This window comes from Bizionia saleffrena (assembly GCF_008086175.1).
Taxonomy (GTDB): Bacteria; Bacteroidota; Bacteroidia; order Flavobacteriales; family Flavobacteriaceae; genus Bizionia; species Bizionia saleffrena.
Window position 1 is genome coordinate 207,188 of record NZ_VSKM01000002.1, and the last position, 22,475, is coordinate 229,662.

General features: G+C 36.8%; 16 protein-coding genes. 15 read left to right on the forward strand and 1 reads right to left on the reverse strand.

All coding sequences use genetic code 11. The features are described 5' to 3' along the window. Positions 1-117: 117 nt before the first annotated feature. From ES676_RS02600 to ES676_RS02670, 15 genes are all read left to right on the forward strand, one after another. A complete protein-coding gene (locus ES676_RS02600) occupies positions 118-5,217 on the forward strand; it encodes a translocation/assembly module TamB domain-containing protein (protein WP_246130279.1) in 5,100 nt (1,699 codons plus the stop codon). 3 nt (positions 5,218-5,220) lie between these two features. Further along, positions 5,221-7,506 (forward strand): translocation and assembly module lipoprotein TamL, encoded by a 2,286-nt coding sequence (gene tamL / locus ES676_RS02605; RefSeq protein WP_148368474.1) that lies wholly within the window; start codon positions 5,221-5,223, stop codon positions 7,504-7,506. Between the two features lie 245 nt (positions 7,507-7,751). Continuing rightward, positions 7,752-8,087 (forward strand): arsenosugar biosynthesis-associated peroxidase-like protein, encoded by a 336-nt coding sequence (locus tag ES676_RS02610; RefSeq protein ID WP_148368475.1) that lies wholly within the window; start codon positions 7,752-7,754, stop codon positions 8,085-8,087. 69 nt (positions 8,088-8,156) lie between these two features. Further along, complete coding sequence (gene arsS, locus ES676_RS02615) at positions 8,157-9,212, forward strand: arsenosugar biosynthesis radical SAM (seleno)protein ArsS (RefSeq protein WP_148368476.1); 1,056 nt, start codon at positions 8,157-8,159, stop codon at positions 9,210-9,212. Positions 9,213-9,263: 51 nt separating this feature from the next. Further along, a complete protein-coding gene (locus ES676_RS02620; RefSeq protein WP_148368477.1) occupies positions 9,264-9,947 on the forward strand; it encodes a TIGR04282 family arsenosugar biosynthesis glycosyltransferase in 684 nt (227 codons plus the stop codon). Between the two features lie 56 nt (positions 9,948-10,003). Beyond that, positions 10,004-13,192 (forward strand): SusC/RagA family TonB-linked outer membrane protein, encoded by a 3,189-nt coding sequence (locus ES676_RS02625; protein WP_148368478.1) that lies wholly within the window; start codon positions 10,004-10,006, stop codon positions 13,190-13,192. Between the two features lie 11 nt (positions 13,193-13,203). Next, positions 13,204-14,649 carry a SusD/RagB family nutrient-binding outer membrane lipoprotein gene (locus ES676_RS02630; RefSeq protein WP_246130280.1) on the forward strand — a complete coding sequence of 482 codons (1,446 nt, stop codon included), beginning with the start codon at positions 13,204-13,206 and terminating at the stop codon, positions 14,647-14,649. Positions 14,650-14,652: 3 nt separating this feature from the next. After that, a complete protein-coding gene (locus ES676_RS02635) occupies positions 14,653-15,990 on the forward strand; it encodes an SLC5/6 family protein (protein WP_148368480.1) in 1,338 nt (445 codons plus the stop codon). After that, positions 15,972-16,799, forward strand: a complete 828-nt coding sequence (locus tag ES676_RS02640) for a metallophosphoesterase family protein (RefSeq protein ID WP_148368481.1) — start codon at positions 15,972-15,974, stop codon at positions 16,797-16,799. The genes ES676_RS02635 and ES676_RS02640 overlap by 19 nt, the downstream gene beginning before the upstream one ends. Before the next feature lie 3 nt (positions 16,800-16,802). Then, the gene (locus ES676_RS02645; RefSeq protein ID WP_148368482.1) at positions 16,803-17,336 is read left to right on the forward strand and encodes a rhodanese-like domain-containing protein; all 534 of its coding nucleotides are present in this window, start codon (positions 16,803-16,805) and stop codon (positions 17,334-17,336) included. Continuing rightward, the gene (locus ES676_RS02650) at positions 17,333-17,947 is read left to right on the forward strand and encodes a TIGR04282 family arsenosugar biosynthesis glycosyltransferase (protein WP_148368483.1); all 615 of its coding nucleotides are present in this window, start codon (positions 17,333-17,335) and stop codon (positions 17,945-17,947) included. Before ES676_RS02645 ends, ES676_RS02650 begins: the two co-directional genes overlap by 4 nt. Next, positions 17,940-18,752 carry a purine-nucleoside phosphorylase gene (locus tag ES676_RS02655; RefSeq protein WP_148368484.1) on the forward strand — a complete coding sequence of 271 codons (813 nt, stop codon included), beginning with the start codon at positions 17,940-17,942 and terminating at the stop codon, positions 18,750-18,752. The genes ES676_RS02650 and ES676_RS02655 overlap by 8 nt, the downstream gene beginning before the upstream one ends. Position 18,753: 1 nt before the next feature. Then, the gene (locus ES676_RS02660; RefSeq protein WP_148368485.1) at positions 18,754-19,647 is read left to right on the forward strand and encodes a sterol desaturase family protein; all 894 of its coding nucleotides are present in this window, start codon (positions 18,754-18,756) and stop codon (positions 19,645-19,647) included. Further along, positions 19,644-20,453 (forward strand): DUF547 domain-containing protein, encoded by an 810-nt coding sequence (locus ES676_RS02665; protein WP_148368486.1) that lies wholly within the window; start codon positions 19,644-19,646, stop codon positions 20,451-20,453. The genes ES676_RS02660 and ES676_RS02665 overlap by 4 nt, the downstream gene beginning before the upstream one ends. A 27-nt stretch (positions 20,454-20,480) precedes the next feature. After that, positions 20,481-21,173, forward strand: coding sequence for a TIGR04283 family arsenosugar biosynthesis glycosyltransferase (locus ES676_RS02670; RefSeq protein WP_148368487.1), 693 nt, complete (start codon positions 20,481-20,483; stop codon positions 21,171-21,173). Positions 21,174-21,406: 233 nt separating this feature from the next. On the opposite strand, the gene ES676_RS02675 is transcribed toward ES676_RS02670, so the two are convergent. After that, positions 21,407-22,414: a glycoside hydrolase family 113 gene (locus ES676_RS02675; protein WP_148368488.1), complete on the reverse strand. Its 1,008-nt coding sequence runs from the start codon at positions 22,412-22,414 to the stop codon at positions 21,407-21,409. Positions 22,415-22,475: the final 61 nt, after the last annotated feature.

Below are 22,475 nucleotides of genomic sequence, written 5' to 3' on the forward strand. Positions count from 1 at the left end.
ATTCCTAAAAGTCTTTCCTTTTAATTTTAATAAAAATCATAAAAGAAAACACTAATTGCGTTAATCTTTATAGAGATAACGCTAATTGTAGTAGATTTACTAACTTACTTTTGACCTTTGGATACAACAGAAAACATAGAAACTCAGCCCCCTAAAAAAAGAAAACACCGTATTGTACGCCGCACGCTGAGCGTACTCTTGGGTGTTATTCTCTTATTGTTATTGGTTATTTTATTTATAAGAAGCCCCTGGGGACAAAATATTATTGTAGCTAAAGCGGTAGACTATGTCTCTAACAAAACCAATACAAACGTCGTAATCGATAAGCTTTTTATCACTTTTAATGGTAATATTCAACTAGAGGGTTTGTTTTTAGAAGACAAAAAAGGCGACACTTTGGTTTATTCAAAGTCACTTGAAGCAGACGTACCATTATTCTCTATGATAAAAGGCGGAGCCATTGGTGTCGAACAATTAAACTGGAAAGGTTTACGCGCCAACATTATAAGAAAAGATTCTATTTCTGGTTATAACTTTCAGTTTTTAATTGATGCGTTTGCCCCAGCAGATACCACAAACGTTGCCGCAGACACGACTACTTCGAAACCCCTTGACCTCATTTTAAGAACCTTCAACTTTAAAGATATCGATATTGTTTTTGATGACGCCGTCGCTGGAATTGATAGCCGATTTAAAATTGGAAAGTTCGATGCTACGATGAACACTACAAATATGGAGATGATGGTTTTCGAAGCTTCAAATATTGCGTTGAAAGACGCAAAGATCAAATTTATTCAGAAACCTGTAGCAGCAGACACAACAACGTCAAAGATACCATTACCTAAATTTTCAGTTGAAACTCTAAGTCTTCAAAATGTGACGGCTTATTACGAATCACAACCCGATCGCATCATTGCTGATCTTGATATTGATGAATTTTACACCGAAATCCCTCAAATAAATTTAATCGATAACGACATTAATTTTAAAACTATTCGTTTAAAAAATTCAAAAATCCGTATTCATACGGATACTGAAGTTAACGGACTTACAGAAACGGTGAAAAACACCAAAGAGGAAGCGAAAGCAACTATAAAATCGCTTAATTGGCCACAATTATTAGTCACTATTGACGCCATCGATTTAGAAAACAACGCTGTCGATTACCGCGTTGGTAATGCCAAACCCATCAAAAACAGCTTAAATCTAGATGCTATATCGTTAAGCGAGTTTACTTTAAAAGCTTCAGATGTTTTCTTGAAGGATAAAAAAGCGGGCTTACAAATGAATCAGTTTACTAGCAAAGCATTTTCTGGGCTTCATTTAAAACAATTGGCTTTCAACTTAAACGTTACCGACAAACAACTGCATCTTGAAAATTTCAATTTTAAACTTAATAATAATGCTATTTCGGGATTTGCGAATTTAAACTACACCTCCCTTGCTCAGCTTATAAAAACTCCAGAAACCACTAAAGTTCAACTTGATTTGCCAGCTTTTAGCGTCTCATTAAAAGACATCTTTAAACTTCAGCCAGAACTTAGAAAGAATCCCTATATGGATTCACTCAGCAATAAACTAATTACAGGAAACCTAAAAGCTTCTGGAACTTTAGCTGCAATTAAGGTGTCTAATACCAACGTAAATTGGGGTAAAACGTCTAAGCTTTCTGTAAACGGAATCATAAAAAATAGCACAAAACCAGCATTGCTTTATATTGATATCCCCAATTTTTCAGCACAAACAAAGCGTTCTGATATTATTCAATTTATAGACGAGAAAGAATTAAGTGTTAGTTTGCCCGAAGACGTGCTACTCGATGGAAGTGTAAAAGGTACACGCGATGCTATTGAAGCGCAAGCTAAACTAACATCCAATCAAGGAATTGCAACGATTAAAGGCCATTTTAAAAACACCGATACTGTATCTTTCGATGCCGATATCCTTATTGACGATTACAAAGTTAACGAGTTACTTAACGACCCACAATTTGGTGCTTTAAATCTTACTATAACGGCTTCTGGAAGCGGTAACAATATAAATGCATTAAACGCGAAATTAAACGCTACGGTTTCTAGTTTTCAACTTAATAATTATGACATAAAAAACCTTAATATTAATGGAGACATTAAAGACGGAAAAGGTAAAATAAACTCGAAATATAAAGACAAAAACCTCGACATCGCCTTAGATGCAGCTATAGTTTTAGATTCTATTTCTCCGGAAGCGTCTATAGAATTAGACATTATTGGTGCCGATTTACAAGCGCTTGGCGTAATGGATCGCAATGTAAAAACGGGAATGAAAATTTTCGCAGACTTTAAAGGTAATGGTAGTAATTACGACGTGTCTACTCACATTGATAATGGCGTAGTTATTTACGATAATAGAACGTATTTATTAGGAGACTTAAAGGCTAAGGCACACGTAGATAAAGATACAACTTCGGTTTGGGTTACTAACAAGATGCTTAATTTGGTAGTGCAGTCTAATAGCGATCCGCAAACATTTAGCAACTCTCTACGACGCCACGTTTTAAGTTATTTTTATGACGATGAACGTGCGCCAGATACTATCGCGCGACCTGTAAACTTAAAATTGGAAGGACGCATTTCTGAATCACCTTTACTTAACGATGTGTTTTTAGTTAACGTTAAAGACCTTGATACTATTGATGTATCTGTTAACTACAATGAAAAAGCGCGGATTTTAATAGCGAATATTACAGCACCACATATAAATTATAGCGGAAACAAATTAGATAGTTTGGCTTTTTCTATGATGACAGATAAAAATGACTTTAACTTTAATTTAGGGTTTAAAAGTATTGAAGCAGGCCCATTACTAATGCCAAAAACAGTTATTAATGGTAACCAAACCGACAACGGCTTTTTGCTTAATTTTTTAGGCTACCACGACGGTGAAACGTTATTAAATGTAAATACAAAAATAACAACCTATCCAAAAGGATTACGATTTACGGTAAGTCCGGACAGCTTAATTTTAAATAAACAGAAGTGGACGATTCCTGATAGTAATGAAGTGATTATCACCGATAAAAAGTTTGAGTACAACGATTTTAAAATTTCGAGAGGAAACCAGTCTATCGAAATAACAGATAAATTAGAACGCATTTCTAAAAGTCACATGGCGATTGCTTTTAAAAACTTTAGTATTAGTGAATTTTTTAGCTATTTCAACCCTGAAACTAGTATTGCTAAAGGAAATTTAAATGGTGATTTTATTTTGGAGGAGCCTTTTAAAGATACCGGAATTATTGCCGCTTTAACCATTGATCAATTAGAAGTCTTAAAAACAGACCTGGGTGTTTTAAAACTAGACGCCAAATCTCTTGGTGGGAGCAACTACGATTTTAATGCGGGATTAAAAGGTGGAGATATAGACTTAGATCTTACCGGTGATTATGGAGTGACTAATAAATCAGCGAATTTAAATTTAGATTTGGATATAAACACTTTTAAAATGAAAGCGTTAAACACGCTAACCTTAGGTGAAATAAAAGATACAGAAGGTAGTTTTTCTGGAGGTTTTAAAGTTACAGGCACCACCGCTAACCCGCAATATAAAGGGGCAGTAACTTTTAATGATGCTGGCTTTAACATCGCCAAATTAAACACCAAATTCACACTGGTTAACGAAACATTAAAGGTGGATAACAAAGGATTATCGCTGTCTAATTTCACCATTTTAGACGCCAATAAAAATGCGCTGATATTATCAGGAACTATTGGCACAGAGAATGCTTTAAACCCTACGTTTAACTTAGAGGTTAAAGCCAATAATTTTCAAATTTTAAATGCGACGAAAAAAGACAATACCGCTTTTTATGGTAAAGCAAGCTTTAATGCCAATGCAAGACTGACTGGCGATTTACAAATACCAAAATTAAACGCGGAACTAACTTTGGGATCCGATACCGATATTACCTACGTAATGCCTTCTACATTATCAAATATTGAAGAACGCGACGGCGTCGTGGTATTTGTAAACCGTGAAAACCCAGATGCTATTCTTTCTCAAACTGACGAACAAACAGCAACCATTCGAGGTTTCGATATTTCATCCGTATTAAAAATAGGTAAAGATGCCGCCGTTACTATTGTAATCGATGAAGAAACTGGAGATAATTTTAAAGTTTCAGGAGAAGGTGATTTTATTTTCACAATGACACCTAACGGCCGAATAACGCTAACCGGTGGCTATGAAATTTCCAGTGGTCATTACGAATTAAATCTCTACAATCTAGTAAACAGAAAATTCCTAATCGCGCCGGGAAGTCGCGTAACATGGTCTGGAGATCCTTTTGATGCAAAACTAGATGTTAGAGCAATCTATAACATAGAAACCTCAGCATCAGCTTTAATGGCTCCTCAAATTTCGGGCGCAGATCCTTCAGTAAAAAGCAAGTACCGACAAGTGCTACCATTTAATGTGTACCTAAATATTGATGGAGAATTACTTCAGCCTAAAATATCCTTTGGATTAGATATGCCCGAAGAACAACAAGGTGCTATTGGCGGTCAAGTTTATGGTCGCGTGCAGCAAGTTAATCAGCAAGAAGGCGAATTAAACCGTCAAGTATTTTCACTATTGGTTCTCAATCGTTTTTATCCCGATTCTGGAAGTGATGGTAGCTCGGGAGGTTTTGCAACTATTGCCCGCGATAATCTCAACGATGCCGTATCTGGACAGTTAAATGCGTTTTCAGATAAATTATTAGGGAGTTCGGGTATAGAAGTCGATTTCGGATTAAACAGCTATACCGATTACCAAGGTGATGCACCAACCGATCGCACACAGTTGGATATCGCCGCTCAGAAAAAATTATTTAACGATCGCTTAACCGTTCGCGTGGGTAGCGATATCGATCTTCAAGGCAGTAGCCCGGCAGGAGAAGAAGCGCCACTTATTGGAAATGTAAGTTTAGAATACACATTAACCGAAGATGGTAGATACCGCCTTAAAGGGTTTAGAAAAAGTGAATTTGAAAATGTTATCGACGGGCAAACAATTGTTAGTGGAATTGGCTTAATTTTCACTCAAGAATTCAATCAGTTTAACGAACTTTGGGATGCCATATTCCGTTCTCGTCAAGAACAAAAAGAAAAACGCGACGCTAAACGTGACGCCATAAAGGAAAAGTTAAAAGCGAAAGAAGAAAAAATTAATAAAAGTATCGAACAGAAAAAGAACTAAATCTTGAAAACAGTCTTAAAACATATTTCTTGCGTAGCTTTATTTGCGCTCCTCTTATATTCGTGTAGTGTTAAAAAATACATTCCTGAAGGTGAACGTTTGTATACCGGTGCAACTATAGAGATCAACGCCGATTCTACGATTAAAGATGTCGATGTATTAAAATCGGAACTAGAAGGTGTTCTACGCCCAGAACCAAACTCAAAATTCTTAGGTATGCGTCCTGGTTTGTTTTATTACTACAAGACACAAAAAGAAAAACCTGGCTTTATAAATCGCTGGATATACAAACAAATTGGTGAAAAACCGGTATATCAATCGGATGTAAAAACGTTTGAAGTTGAAGATATATTAAGAAACCGACTAGAAAATCACGGCTTTTTTTACAGCACGACAGCGTCCTATTTTCAAGAAGAAGCCATTGAAGCATCGGTAACCTACACCCTAAAAGTATTAAAACCATACACAATGGCTAGCTATCAATTAGATTCGATGCGCGCGCCTATTTACGAAGATGTAAAACGCGCTTCAGAAAAAACACCCTTTGTAGATGGAATGCGTTTCGATTTAGGGAATATGAAATTAGAGCGGCAGCGTATAGACTCAGAATTAAAAGAAAGAGGGTATTATAACTTAAATCCCGATTTTTTTATTTTTGAAGCCGATACCACGCAATACAACAACAAACGTTTTAATTTATTCCTAAAACTGAAGGCCCAAGTTCCTAAAAAAGCCACCGTACCATACGTCATTAAAAAAGTAAATATTTATCCCGATTACGATTTGCAAGATTCTGTTATCGCCAGCACAGAACGTTTCAATGCTAAAGATTATCATCAAGATTCTCTGTTCTTCAAACCTAAATATTTAGATAAATTTATCACTCTTAAAGAAGGATCTTATTACAATCCGAAGACCTCAAAAAATACAGCACGACGTCTTTCGAGCATTGGAGCGTACAAATATGTAAACATTCAATATAAAGAAATCGACACGGCAACCACAGACCGATTGGGTGCTTTAGAGGCCAACATATTTTTGTCACCGTTAACCAAACGTGCTTTTCGTGCCGAATTACAAGCCGTTACCAAATCCAACAGTTTTGCTGGCCCACATTTGGCCCTAACCTATAGTAATAGGAATGTGTTTAACGGCGGAGAAACCTTTAATGTAAGTTCTAATATTGGCTACGAAACACAACTTGCAAGCGGTAACAACGCCGGGTTAAGTAGTTTAGAGTTAGGTTTAAAAGCCGAAATGATTTTTCCGCGCGTTATTAGCCCTTTTAAAATAAACGATGCCTTTTTTAAATATTCTATACCCAAAACAAAAGTGAGTCTGAGTGCCAATTACTTAAACCGAAGCAAGTTATACACACTACTTTCGGGTAGCGGTTTATTTGGTTATGTATGGGACTCTAACCGCTATGTAACGTATCAATTTAATCCCATTTCTATAAACTACACGAGCTTATCGAATACCACATCAGAGTTTGAAGAGATCTTAGATAACAACCCCTTTTTAAAACGCAGTTTCGACCAACAGTTTATATCGGGCTTAACCTTTTCGTTTACTTATAACGGAATGGTCGATGCTAACGACCCTAATCAGTTTTTCGTAAACACCACCTTAGACGTTGCCGGAAATTCTATTAGCTTGTTCGGAAAAGAAAAAGATGTGGGAGAACCTAAAGTCTTTTTAGGATTGCAATATGCGCAATACGCGAAAGCAGATATCGATTTAAGATTTCACCTAAACTTTGGAAAAAAAAGAGAGCAAACGTTGGCCACTCGCCTATTTGCAGGTTATGGTCTCCCATATGGCAACTCGGATGTTGTTCCTTTCGTTAAACAATATTTTTCTGGTGGCCCTTATAGTGTGCGTGCTTTTAGAATTAGATCGCTAGGCCCTGGAACGTATAACGAAGGTAACGACGCTCAAAGCGACGGCACATATTTTGACCAAACAGGAAACATTCGCCTGGAAGCCAATGTCGAATATCGCTTTCCTATTGTTTCATTCTTTAAAGGCGCCGTTTTTGCCGATGCGGGAAATGTGTGGAACTCAAGAGCGAATCCTACTTTTGGTGGTAAAGATAAATTCACTTCGAATTTTATAAACGAATTAGGAATGGGTGCTGGTTTTGGTTTACGTATCGATGTTCAAGGTTTTGTGATCCGATTTGATTTGGCTGCTCCCTTTCACGATCCGTCGTTACCAGAAGGCCAACGTTACGATTTTAAAGTGGATGAACCTGTGCTCAATTTTGCTATTGGGTATTCATTTTAAACCTGTGTTTCTCAGCACTTTTTTATAGTCACTACAGAAGTTCTTTCAGTAGACTACCCCTTTAAAACAACACTAAAAGGAAAAACTACCTTTTCATTTTAATTTATTAGGGACTACTGAAGCTTCACTTAAACCGTCCCACCAGAAAAAGAAACATTATAAACCTTTTTTCTGTTAAGTATTATTTATCTTTTCGACATATAATTACTCGATACAACGCTTTCAATTAAAACACACCGATCACAATGCAAAAAACATATTACGACCCAGCCGATTTAAAGAAATTTGGAAAAATTAGCGAATGGAATCAAGAACTAGGTGATAAATTTTTTGATTATTACAGTACCGTTTTTGAAGAAGGCGCCCTTTCAGCTAGAGAGAAATCGCTTATTGCACTTGCCGTAGCACATACCGAGCAATGCCCCTATTGTATAGACGCGTACACAAAAGACGGCTTACAACGCGGTATTACAAAAGAAGAGATGATGGAAGCCTTGCACGTTGGTGCTGCCATAAAAAGTGGTGCTACTTTAGTACACGGGGTACAAATGATGAATAAAGTAAACAAATTAGAAATGTAATTATTGCTTTTTTTAAAACCACTATTTAAAAATTTACGTAAACACTATACACGATAAAAAACCCTTTTAATGACAATAAAATCCTTACAAAAAAGAGAAAGTGATTTAGCCAATACCAACAGGCAACTTGATATTTTATCGAATGGTATTTTTAAGAGTGGAGAATTACCGACTTTTAAAGATAAAATTTCCGAAACGAATCAATTTCCACTAACGCCAAAAAAACTTGAAATACTCCAAATAAACTTAGGGTATATGTGCAACCAAGTTTGCGAACATTGTCATGTAGATGCCGGACCCGATCGTAAGGAAATTATGACGCGTGAGACGATGTTGCAATGTCTTGCTGTTATAGAAAATACGGGAGCACACACTTTAGACTTAACTGGTGGCGCTCCAGAAATGAACCCCGATTTTAAGTGGTTTGTTCACGAAGCGTCGAAAGCGGGGATTAAAGATTTTATTGTGCGCTCTAACTTGACTATAATTAGAGCCAATAAAAAATATTACGACTTACCCGATTTCTTCAAAGAACATAATGTGCACGTTATTTCCTCAATGCCACATTACACTCGCGGCAAAACCGATAAACAACGTGGTAGCGGTGTTTTCGATAAATCTGTTAAAGCCTTACAAGAACTTAACGAAAGAGGTTACGGTAGGCCGGGAAGTAACTTGCGATTAGATTTAGTTTACAATCCTTCGGGAGCCTATTTACCAGGTGATCAGGACGCTCTAGAAAAGGATTTCAAAAAAGCCTTAAAAGAAGATTTCGATATTGATTTTCATAATTTATTTGCCATTACCAACTTGCCTATCGCTCGTTTTTTAGACTATTTAATCGCCTCAGAAAATTACGAGGACTATATGCATTCGCTTGTGGAAGCCTACAATCCAGCAGCGGTTAGCAGTGTAATGTGTACTAATACTATTTCGATTAGTTGGGACGGCTGGCTGTACGATTGCGACTTTAACCAAATGCTAGATTTAAAAGTGGCGAGTAAAGTGCAACATATTAGTGAGTATAACGAAGACTTATTAAATGATAGAACCATTAGAACCTCACAACATTGTTATGGTTGCACGGCGGGATCAGGAAGTAGCTGTCAAGGATCTGTAGCATAATTTTATAACGTTTATTTTTTAACTCATTTTATTTGATTGCTTTAATTTACAATGAAGAATAAAGACATTGCCCTATTAATTTTCGCGAATTCGGTCCCAACGGAAGCCGAACGCAAACCTTTTAAATCGGCGGTGTCTCTTTTTAGCATCTTAAATAAACAGGTGGAATCTAAAGTTATAAATACCGGGATCCCTTATTTTATAATCTCAGAAAAAGAGCAGATTGGCAACTCTTTTGGGTCTCGGTTTACAAATGCAATTCAATCCGTTTTTAATAAAGGCTTTCGTAATATTATTACAATTGGTAATGACACGCCACATTTAAAAACAGCCCATTTAAATGAAACTATTGCTAAGTTAAAGACAAACGATTTAGTTTTAGGACCTTCCCAAGATGGCGGATTTTATCTTATGGGCCTTTCTAAACATATTTTTAATGACAAAGCTTTTAAAAAACTGCCGTGGCAAACGGCAGCGCTAACAACAACGTTTTTAAAGTTAGCTTCAGAAAAAAATATTACTTTCGACCTCTTAGAAAGACTTTACGATATTGATACTTCTCAGGATATAAAAGCTATTATAAATAGCTTCAAAAGTCTTTCAAAAACACTTAAACAATTTCTTTTAAATAGTATAAATACCGACGAGCAAACTACTCTTCAACGTCATCTACCTTTCCCTTCCGTGTCACTTTCCTCCTATTTTAATAAAGGTTCTCCTCTGTACTTAGAATAAAATCACGCAACGTTGTTGCTCACTGTTACTTTTTTTACGTACTAATCACATTCAATATGAGGCCTTTTTATGTCTGCATTTTACTTTTAACGACCACTTTAAGCTATGCACAAACAAAAATTTCTGGAACAATAACCGCCGCAACAGATAATGAAACGATTCCGTTTGTAACGATTACGGCATCGAATGGAAATAGCACAAGTTCCAACGAAAACGGGGAATATACTATTACCGCCTCAGAGGAAGACTTCTTGACATTTTCGTCGTTCGGTTTCGAATCAAAAAACATCACTGTAAACACTCAAATCAATATTGATGCCGTTCTAACAGAATCCACAACCTCTTTAAATGAAGTCGTTGTCACCGCGCTGGGTTTAGAGCGCAACACAAAAGAATTGGGCTATGCTGTGCAATCGATTAATTCTAAGGAACTAACCGAGGTTAAAACCATAAATTTTTTGGACAACTTATCAGGTAAACTTGCAGGTGTCACCATTTCTCAAGGAGCCACTGGCGTGGGCTCATCGTCTAAAATCACGATTCGTGGCGAAGCCTCTTTTTCTAATAACAATCCGTTATTTGTTGTCGACGGTATCCCTATTAACAACGCTACCGTTTTTAATTTTACAAATGAAGCGGCGGCAGGTTTTCAAGAAATAGATTTCGGTAATGGTGCAATGGACGTCAATGCCGATGATATCGAAGAAATATCCGTTTTAAAAGGCCCCAGTGCAGCGGCTCTTTATGGCTCGAGAGCATCGAACGGGGTGATTGTTATTAAAACCAAAAGCGGAAAACAATCTAAAGGACTAGGAATTAGCATAAATACTTCAGTGTTTATAGACTCGGCATTTAAACTTCCTGAATTTCAAAATAGCTACGGACAAGGGAATTCTGGAAATTTCGAATTTAAGGATGGACTTGGTGGCGGCATCAATGACGGTATTACCTATTCCTGGGGGCCACGGCTTGATGCTGGCGTATTTGCGCCCCAATACGATAGCCCCGTATATTTAGAGAATGGCACTGTAGTTCGTGGTGGTGATACCGCGCTTTATAACGGCGTAGCGATTACCCCAACAGCACTAAAATCGAACCCCGATAACTTAAAAGATTTTTACAAAACAGGAATTACAACCATAAATAACATCGCTATTTCGGATGATTTTGATGCCGGAAATTACCGCTTATCATTCACCGATTTACGCAGTGAATCTATTATTCCCAGTGTAAATCTCGACCGACAAACGGTGGCTACAAAACTTATTTTTAAACCAACGGAAAATACCAAAATAGCGTCTTCCATTACTTATACCAACACGTCTAGCGATAACCGCCCTGCAAATGGTTACGGCAGTGAAAATGTAAATTACTCGTTAGTGGCTTGGGGTCCACGATCACTAAACACGAACAATTTAAAAAACTATTGGCAGCCCGGTCTAGAAGGTGTCCAGCAGTATTCTTATAATTATACCTATTTCGATAATCCGTATTTCATTGTATTCGAAAACAGAAACGCTTTCAATCGTGATCGTGTGTTTGGAAACCTTTCCATTCAGCATCAATTTTCAGAACAACTCAGTCTTTCTGTAAGAACAGGAATGGATTATTCCTCAGAAAAACGCACGTTACGTAGAGCCTTCTCTAGCAATCGGTTTAAAAACGGAGCGTATGCCGAACACGATGTGTTTTTTAGAGAAATCAATACCGATTTCCTTCTGAATTATAACAATTCCTTTGGCTATTTTAATCTAGATGTTTCTCTTGGAGGCAACAGATTGGATCAAAAAGCGTCGACCACCCAATCCCAAACCGTAAATTTAGCGCAACCTGGAATTTTTAATTTGAATAATGCCGCATCGCCAATTGAAGTTTTTCAATACGATTCTCAAAAAAGAATAAATTCATTTTACAGTCTCGCCAAATTAGGCTTTAAAAACTATTTGTATTTGGACATTACAGCGCGCAACGACTGGTCGAGCGCATTGGCAACACCATATTCGGTAAACGGAACTTCGTTTTTTTACCCTTCGGCTTCTGCTAGTTTTATTCTGTCTAATGTTACAAAATTACCCAAAATATTTTCTTTCGCAAAATTTCGTGCTAGTGTCGCGCAAGTCGGAAACGATACCAATGCGTATCAAACCTCGGGAGCCTTTGTATCGCAAACACCATTTAACGGACAGCCCACATTTAGCAATCAAAACCTGATTCCGAATGCTAATTTAAAGCCAGAAAGCACGACGTCTTATGAAATTGGAACCGATTTACGCTTTTTTAACGATCGCATAAAGTTCGACGTCACCTATTATAATGCCACAACCACCGACCAGATCGTGTCGTTACCCATTCCTATTTCCTCAGGTTACCAACAGCAAGTGGTTAACGGCGGAAAAGTAAATAGCAAAGGTTTTGAAGTTATTGCCACTTTCAAACCTATTAAAACCTATTCATTTTCCTGGAATAGCACGTTTAATTTTGCCACTAATAAAGCGACCGTACAAGAACTCCCGCAAAATGGTGGACGATTAACATTGGCGTACAGCCGTATTTACGATAGCGCCAACCAAACCGTTTGGTTTCAAGTGGAAGAAGGCGGCCGGATTGGAGATTTTTATGGTACTGGATATTTAAAAAATGAAGATGGCCAGTTTATCATTGACGAAAATGGAAATTATACCGCCGATAACGCACTTCAAAAACTCGGGAATTATAATCCCGATTTTACGTTAGGTTGGAACAATGCTTTTACTTATAAAAATTGGAATGCTAGTTTTCTTTTCGATTGGCGTCAAGGTGGAGAAATCGTCTCAAGAACACGTTCCTTAGGTTCGGTGGGCGGGCAATTGGCCGTTACCGAGTATAGACCTGAAGATGGAATTATCGCTGAAGGCGTGACGGCAAACGGACAACCAAATACTGTTGCCATTTCTTCTGAAAGTTATTACCGACAGTATTACGATAGAAACCACGAAGAAAACAATGTTTATGATGCGTCATATTTAAAACTTCGTCAGTTTTCTATTGGTTATGCGTTTACACTAGACAATGGTTTTTTAGGTCTAAAAGAAGGCGGAGACGTCTCGGTTTCTTTAATTGGTAAAAACATATTTGCTATTACTGAAAACCCCCACTCCGACCCCGAACAATTAGCCGTTCAAGGCACCGGCTTTATTAGTGGTGTAGAAGATATGAGCTATGCCACAACGCGTAGTTTTGGAATAAAAGCCAATTTAAATTTCTAAAAATGAAAACAATGAAAAAAGCACAATTATTTTTAAGTTGTTTCGCGCTGCTAGTTTTAAGCAGTTGCACCAAAGATTTCGAATCGATTAACACCAACCCAAACGCACCAAATACTGTACAACCTAGCTTACTTTTAAGGCAGGTAATTTACGATTATGGCGAGCAAATGAGTTATGAAGGTTTTGTTGCAGGTGATTTACTCGCGCAACACCGCACCGCTCTAGATTTTAATTTATTCGATCGTCACGCTTTAAAATCACCACAACTCGGTGGGAATCCGTGGCCTATTTTTTATACCAATTTGAGAGATAATCAAATTATTTTAAATCAATCGCGCAGCACGCCGACCTATTCTGTTTACGAAGGCCCAGCACTTATATTGAAAGCGTATTTCACCGCCGGATTAACCGATTTATTTGGAGATGTACCGTATTTTGAAGCGTTTAATGGGGGTAATGGCACCGTCACTCCAGCTTACGACACCCAAGAAGCTATTTATTTAGAACCTGGTGGTATTTTAGATAATTTAGATCGCGGTATGGAAGCTATTTCCAATTACAACGCCGCGATTCCTTTGGAAGGTGATATTTTATTCGACGGTAATTTAAACCGATGGATTCAATTCGCAAACGCGTTAAAGATTAAACACCTCATCCGGATTTCAGATAAAATTGATGTTTCTCAAGAGTTGCAAGCACTATATACGGAAGGTAATTATATCGCTTCAAATGCTGATAATGCCACTTTTAATTTCACAAACACAGACCCTAACAGCTTCCGATTAGCACAATTACGCATTGGAGATTTTAATAATTTCGTTTTATCGGAAACAATGGAAGACATTTTAAGCGCTTTAAACGATTCAAGAGTAAACACCTTTTTTAAACCGTTTAGCAATTCAACTTCAAACGCATTTAACGGTTTAATTAATGGTATCGACGCCTCTTCGACGTCTATAGAATTGGGCAATTACTCCTTAGCAGGTGCTGCTTTTAGAGACGACACCTCAGTATTAGACGCTAATTTTATTACGGCTTGGGAAGTCCATTTCGCATTAGCAGAAGCCGCCGATAAGGGCTTAATTCAAGCCAATGCTCAAGAACTTTACGAGCTGGGCGTACAACAAGCTTTCGCCTATTGGCAAACGGAAATGCCTACTGATTACTTATTGGGAAATGCCGCTTTTTCCGCTCCGGGAACAACACCTTTACAACAAATAATAACCCAAAAATGGATTGCAAACCTTATCAATGGTTATGAAGGCTGGGTGGAATACAGACGTTCAGGTTTTCCTGAGTTTAATCCTATTTCGGCAAGTCTAAATAATGATTTAATACCGATAAGAATGCCTTATCCTGCCGAAGAAGCCGCGCTAAATGCAGAAAACTATAACGAGGCAGCAAATGCGACAAATAATAACAGTATAAATATCCCCGTTTGGTGGGACGAGAATTAACGTATGACAACAGAAATTTGGCAATGGATTTTAATAATAGGTTCCAGTATACTACTGTTTATTATTTCTCCTTTAGCAAAAACAAGATCTGAATTTTTTAAAGCGACACACAAAAAGAAATCTCCCAATGTTTTTATACTTACAGGGAGTTTAATTATCTCTTGGATTTTCGCGAAAAGCATTACCAATGCAGCAAACTTAGGCCTAGAATTTGGTCTTGTGGGCGGTGTGGCTTATGCCGGTTATTATTTAAGCTTTACTGTCGCCGGCCTACTTATTTATCAGTTGCGCGTAAAAGGCGGTTTTAAAAGTATTCATCAGTTTTTAACGACTAAATTTGGTAAACGCGCTGTCGCACTTTTCTCTATTTTAATTGTAATTCGTTTATTTAATGAGGTTTGGAGTAACACTATGGTTATTGGTTCGTATTTTGGCGCGCATGGTTCAACACCATTTTACAGCGCTATTTTAGTGTTTACTATATTAACCTTAGCCTATGCCTTGAAAGGAGGTTTAAGTAGTTCTATTTTTACCGATGTCATCCAGATGGGTTTATTCACTGTTCTATTATGCGTTATTTTATGGCAGATATTTTCAGTAGAAAACTTTCATACTACTACTGTTATAGAATCAGGAACCTGGAGTTTTAGTATGGGATTAAACTTGTTTTTCGCAGCAATTATTCAATCTTTTAGTTACCCGTTTCACGATCCCGTTTTAACGGATCGTGCTTTTATTAGCTCGCCGAAAGTAACTTTAAAAAGTTTTCTGTGGGCAACACTATTGGGCGCTATTAGTATTATTCTGTTTAGCGTTATCGGCATTTACGCTAAAACCCAAGGACTAAACGGCCAAGCGGCAGTAGAAGTTGGTAAAGCTTTTGGCGTGGTTATTTTATTAGTAATAAATTTTATAATGATTACCTCGGCGGCTTCTACTTTAGATTCTACATTCTCATCATTCTCGAAATTATTATCTGTAGATTTAAATATGGGACTAGACCTTACTTTTGGTCGCGCATCTATGGTCGCGATTGCCATTTTAGGAACGCTTCCTGTTTTTTTAAATGCCGAAATTCTTTCAGCAACCACAATTTCTGGAACAATGGTGATTGGGTTAACACCAATCTTTCTATTTTGGTCTATTGAAGTCCCAAAAATAAGTTTTTACCTCAGCGTTATTTGTGGAATAGTTTTTGGGTTTCTATTAGTGTTTAATTGGTTTCCCGATGCCTTAATTTTTACTGACGGTAAGTATGCCGATTTACTTTGGGTGAATGCCTGGGGAATTACACTTTGTATTATTTTATATTTTATACCAAAATGGATAACAAAACGATAGATTTAGGAAAACGCACTGGTAAAATGCTCCTTTTTGGAGGTGTTTACAGTAATCTTCAAGCTTTAGAAGCATTAAAAACGATTGCCGAAGATTTAAGCATCTCTCCTGAAAACTGCATCTGCACTGGCGATATTGTGGGCTATTGCGCTCAACCAGAAGAAACCGTACAATTAATGAAACACTGGGGCGCTAAAAGTATTTTGGGCAACGTAGAAGAGCAACTTAATGAAGGCGCAAATGATTGCGGTTGCGATTTCACCGCAGGCTCACGGTGCGACAGTTTTTCAAAATTGTGGTATCCGTATGCGCAAAGTAAATTATCGAAAGACTCTTTGGACTATCTAAAAACACTACCCGATTTTTTAACTTTTGACTACGCTGGTAAAAAAACAACAGTCGTACACGGATCGACTTCGTTAATTTCAGAATTTATTTTTAAATCGACTGTATGGGAATTTAAAAAACCAAATTTTGAAGCTACCGAAAGTGATATTATTATTGCAGGACATTGCGGACTCCCTTTTAACGAGACTAAAGACACAAAGCTCTGGCTTAACCCTGGTGTTATCGGGATGCCGGCAAACGACGGTTCTCCAAATGTTTGGTATGCTATTTTAGAAGAAAAAAATAACGCACTCACCTTCAGCCATCATCCATTAGAATACGATTATAAATTAACAAATACGTTAATGAGTAACGGCATTTTACCAGAAGCTTACGCGAAGACAATTCTGTCTGGAATTTGGGATAACACCGAAATCCTTCCGCAGAAAGAAAGTGCAATGCAAGGTTTAACTTTAGTTTTATAAATTATGAAAAACAGTCTTTTAATACTATTATTACTATCAAATGTATTCGTGTTTTCGCAAGAGGCACTTTCCGAAGTATTACTAAAACATAATACGCATAGCATCCCTTATATATCGGTTCAAGAGTTAGCAATGCCTGCAACGAAAGCGATAATTATAGATGCAAGAGAACCGGATGAATTTGCGGTGAGTCATATAAAAAACGCCATTCACGTGGGGTTTAATGATTTTAAAGTGGAAGACCTTCAACAAAAAATAACGAATAGAAATCAAGCTATCGTTGTGTATTGTTCTCTAGGAATTCGCTCTGAGACAATTGGCGAAAAACTAAAAAAGGCGGGATATAATAATGTTAAGAATTTATATGGCGGTATTTTCGAATGGAAAAACAACAACTTTGAACTTTATAATACTTTAGAAAAACGAACCGATAGTATTCACGCCTTTAACGAATCGTGGAGTACCTATTTAAAAAATGGTATAAAAGTGTATAACGCCCCAATAAAATTAAATCTTAAAAAAAACACATCCTTTTGAAAACCAAGACTATCATTATTACCTTTACAAGAAATCCCGAATTAGGAAAGTGTAAAACCCGATTAGCAAAAACTATTGGCGATGCAGCGGCATTGCGCGTGTACCGGTTTTTAATAGCACACACCGAATCTGTTTTAAGTCAAATTGAGAGCGACAAAGCGGTATATTACTCAGAACAAATTAGGGATAATGATATTTGGGAGGCCAAACACTATCAAAAACACCTGCAAAAAGGTGCCGACTTAGGCGTACGAATGTTAAACGCTTTCGAAAACGCTTTTAAAGCTAATTATTTGAAAGTTATTATTGTGGGAAGCGACTTATATAACCTTAAGCCTTCGCATATTAACGACGCTCTTTTGGCACTCGATACAAATGACGCCGTAATTGGACCGGCAGAAGATGGCGGTTATTACCTTTTAGGCCTAAAAACACTGAACCCGATAGTGTTTAAAAATAAAGAATGGGGAACAGAAACGGTGTTTAGAGACACTATGATCGATTTAAAAAATAGCAGTGTGCACACTTTAGAAACATTAAATGATATAGATGTTTATGAAGACTTGGTGTACAATTCAACATTACAAAATATTATAGCACAAAATGATTAAACAGATTGAAAAAACGGTTGCTTATTTACAAGAACGCGGTTTTAAAGCGCCAGAAGTTGGTATTATTCTAGGCACTGGTTTAGGGCAGTTAGTTGATGAGATTGAAATTATTGAAGAAGTAAGCTACAAGAATATCCCTAATTTCCCAACGGCCACTGTAGAGTTTCATAAAGGGAAATTAATTTATGGTAACTTAGAAGGTAAGAAAGTGATTGTAATGCAAGGCCGCTTTCATTTATACGAAGGACACACGTTACAAGATGTCACCTACCCTGTGCGTATTATGGAAAAATTAGGTATTACAACATTATTGGTTTCTAATGCTTCGGGAGCAATTAACACCACTTATAAAAAAGGTGAGCTAATGCTAATAGACGACCATATAAACCTTCAAGGGAGTTCGCCTTTAGCGTTTAAAGGTGTTGAAGCTTTAGGAGAACGTTTTACAGATATGAGTGCGCCTTACAATAAAAACATAAATTCAGCGATCGAAACCATTGCAAAAGAACAGAACATCACACTGCATAAGGGTGTATATGCAAGTGTTGTTGGTCCGCAATTAGAAACACGAGCAGAATATAGAATGCTAAAAATTATGGGTGCCGATGCCGTTGGAATGAGTACTGTTCCAGAAATTATTGTTGCCAATCATTTAAAATTAAAAACAGCTGCCGTATCTGTATTAACAGACGAGTGCGATCCAGACCATTTAAAACCAGTAGATATTTCAGAAATTATTGCAATGGCAGAGAAAGCCGAACCGCAAATGATTTCTCTTTTTAAAGCATTGATTAAAACATTATAAATTGGAAAAATATTTAGACCTTATAAAAAACGCCTATTCTGGCTATTGGAATTACCTTAAACAAGAAGTGTTTTTCGATACCAACTGGGATAACTTTTTTTACGGATTAATCGCTATTTCTTTAATCGTTTGGGTTTTAGAAATGGTATTCCCGTGGCGAAAAAAACAAGCGTTGTTTAGAAAAGATTTCTGGCTAGACACCTTTTATATGTTTTTCAATTTCTTTTTACTTAACCTTATTATTTTAATTGCCCTGTCGGAAACCGTTGCCGCACTACTCAACGATGCTTTAGGTTTTATTGGTGTATCACTAAATAGTTTTCAACTCTTCGATGTAAAAACAATGCCCAAAGTATTAGGCTTGTTTATTTTGTTTATCATTAGTGATTTTGTGCAATGGAACACGCACCGATTATTACACCGTGTGCCTTTTTTATGGCAATTTCATCAAGTCCACCACAGCGTTAAAGAAATGGGTTTTGCAGCACATTTAAGATACCATTGGATGGAGCCGGTGCTTTACAAATCGCTCTTGTACATTCCGTTAGCAATTATTGGTGGTTTTAATGCTCAAGATGTTGCTATAGTTTACTTTTTTAATATTGCCATCGGTCATTTAAACCACGCTAATATTGGATGGGATTATGGTATGTTTAAATACATTTTTAATAATCCGAAAATGCATATCTGGCACCATGCAAAAGAAATGCCTAAACATGTAAGGTATGGCGTTAATTACGGAATAACCTTAAGCCTTTGGGATTACCTTTTTAAAACCGATTACATTCCGTACAACGGAAAAGACATCGAATTGGGCTTTAACAACGACGAAACCTTTCCTAAGGATTTTATTAGTCAGGAGTTATACCCATTAACATTCAAAAAAGACAAATGAAAAATTTAATTGTATTACTCAGTGTTGCATCCATAGCTTTTAGCTGTTTTTCATCTCAAGGCCTACCCGTTAAGCAAGTAAAGAATAATGCCGAAAAACCTGCGCCACAAAAAAAGAGGGATACCGATATTGCGCCGTATAAAACTAGCACAAAAAGCGATTTAGATCATTCAGAATGGAACACACTTTTAAAGAAATATGTGACTAAAAACGGTGATGTAAATTATAAAGGTTTTAAAAATGAATCTGAAAAGCTAAACACTTACGTGTCGTATTTAGAACATCAAATACCAACTGAAGCTTGGAGCGTTAATAAACAGCTTGCTTATTTTATAAATGTGTACAATGCCAATACCATTAAATTGATAATTGATAATTACCCGTTAAAAAGTATTAAAGATATTAGCAGTCCGTGGAAAAAAGACAGGTTTAAAATTGGAGATAAAGACTTTTCTTTAGCCGGTTTAGAAAATGGCATTTTGCGTACAATGAACGAACCTAGAATTCATTTTGCAATTAATTGCGCATCGACATCGTGTCCGAAATTATTAAGTGAAGCTTATACCGAAGCAAATGTTCTAGAATTAATGGAAAAAGCGACGAAAGAATTTATTAATAATTCTGCTAAAAATGAATTATCTTCAAACAAAGTAAAAATATCAGAAATCTTTAAATGGTATAAAAGTGATTTTACAGAAAACGGAAGTGTTATTGATTATATTAACTTGTATAGTACTATAAAAATAAACGCCGAGACCTCTGTCGATTACATTGATTACGATTGGAGTTTGAATGCGCAAAACTAGACCACTAATTTTTTCGTATACAATAATATGATAACCATTATTGTCCCTATTTTAAACGAAGCTGAAACCATTGAAAGATTGATTTCACATCTTTTGGTTATGGCATCTCCTAGTTCTATTTCAGAAATTATTATAGTCGATGGCGGAAGCACAGACGGTTCACAAGGGTGCGTAAAAGGTATTAAAAATGAAAAATTAATACTAATTCATTCCGAAAAAGGTAGAGCAAAGCAAATGAATGCTGGTGCTAAATTGGCCACCGGGAAGGTTCTCTATTTTTTACACGCAGACTCGTATCCGCCAGCAAACTATGATGCTTTGATACTAAATGAAATCAACAAGAACAATCTCGCCGGCTGCTTTAAAATGAAGTTTGATAATTCTCATTGGTGGTTACACTTAGCGAGTTATTTAACACATTTCTCTTGGCGTGCCTGCCGTGGTGGCGACCAAAGTCAGTTTATTACTACAGCGTTGTTTTTTGAATTGGAAGGTTTTAACGAAGATTTTATAATCTACGAGGACAACGACCTCATCAATAAATTATATGCTAGAAAACAGTTTGTTGTCATTCAAGAATGGCTTACTACATCGGCAAGACGGTATGAAAAAAATGGCATTTGGAAACTTCAGTACTATTTCTGGGCGATTTACGTTAAGAAATGGCGTGGGGCTTCAGCAGACGAACTTTATCAATACTACAAAAAAAACATTGCCTAACGTTTATCCTTAAAAAAATGGAGTGATAAAAAGACCTCAGATCACTTCTCTTTTAGAATCAAGAAAGAAGACTTGATTTTAACAACTAGACAAGAATTAAAATGACATTTTCTCTTTAGATTTTTAAAATCACTTCTGAGCAACACCTTGTTAGATCAAAAAGAGGATGAAATTACACCAGTTTTTAAGGGGAAACGACTGTTCTTCAAAGCGCAAATAATTCGTACTATCTATTACTTAAACTTTTTATAGTGTGATTGTATTACGCGCTCAACCGGTTTGTTTTGTGGTGTAAATCGTGTATCTGCCATTCCGCCAGACTCGTTATGATTATGAAACCACTTCCAAATAAATCCGCCCGCAAACCAGTCTTCCTTCCAAAACGTATCAAACAACGCTTTGGTCGTTGCTGTTTGCGCTTCAAAATTTAAAGTTGTTTTACGCCTATCGGACACCCAAGGTTCTTTTCCCGAAAAATCGACACTTCTATAGCCAAACTCCGTAAATAACACGGGCTTTTCTAATCTTTCAGATAGCCTTTTTATCTCTTCCTTATAAGGTAACCAACCTTCCACGCACTCTTCGACTGTTGGTGTTCTCGAGTCACTTACCGGAAAATATGCGTCGATACCAATATAATCTAAAGCGCCCCAAAATGGCGTACGTTTATATTCATCCCAATTTGCAGCGTACGTGAGCTGCCCTGAATACACGCGTTTTACTTCTCGAATTAATTGATGCCAAAAGTCTGGTCGTGCTGCGATAAAAGTATCCAGCTCGGTACCTATGCAATAGATATCGGCATTTACGGCTTCCGCAACACGCGCATATTCTAAAATAAAATGGCGATAGGCTGTTTCTAAAAGCAGCCAATCGGTTTCGGTTTTCATTATAATATCTCCCGTATATTCACCTCGCCATACCCAAAGTTGGGGTTTAATCATTAATTTTATATGCTTTGCTTTTAGTTTTTCAGCATATTGAATAACACCTGTTTCTCTTTCACCAAACCATTGTTTTTCGGTATTAAAAAGAATGTCTGGGTGCTCTAAAGTTTTTATAAACCCGAAAGGCATTAAGGCCGCATAATTAGAATTGAGACTCACCACTGGACTTAAATGTTCGTCGGCAATAGCGTTATTTGATGCTACAAAACTAACGCCGTTAATTTTTTCATTAGATTGTGTACACGATTGAAATATCATACAACTTAAAAAAATGTACCCTATAAAGTATTTCATCTCCTGTTTTTATTAATTATCAAATCTAAAAATAAGGTTAAAACTAAAACCAAACCCGTAA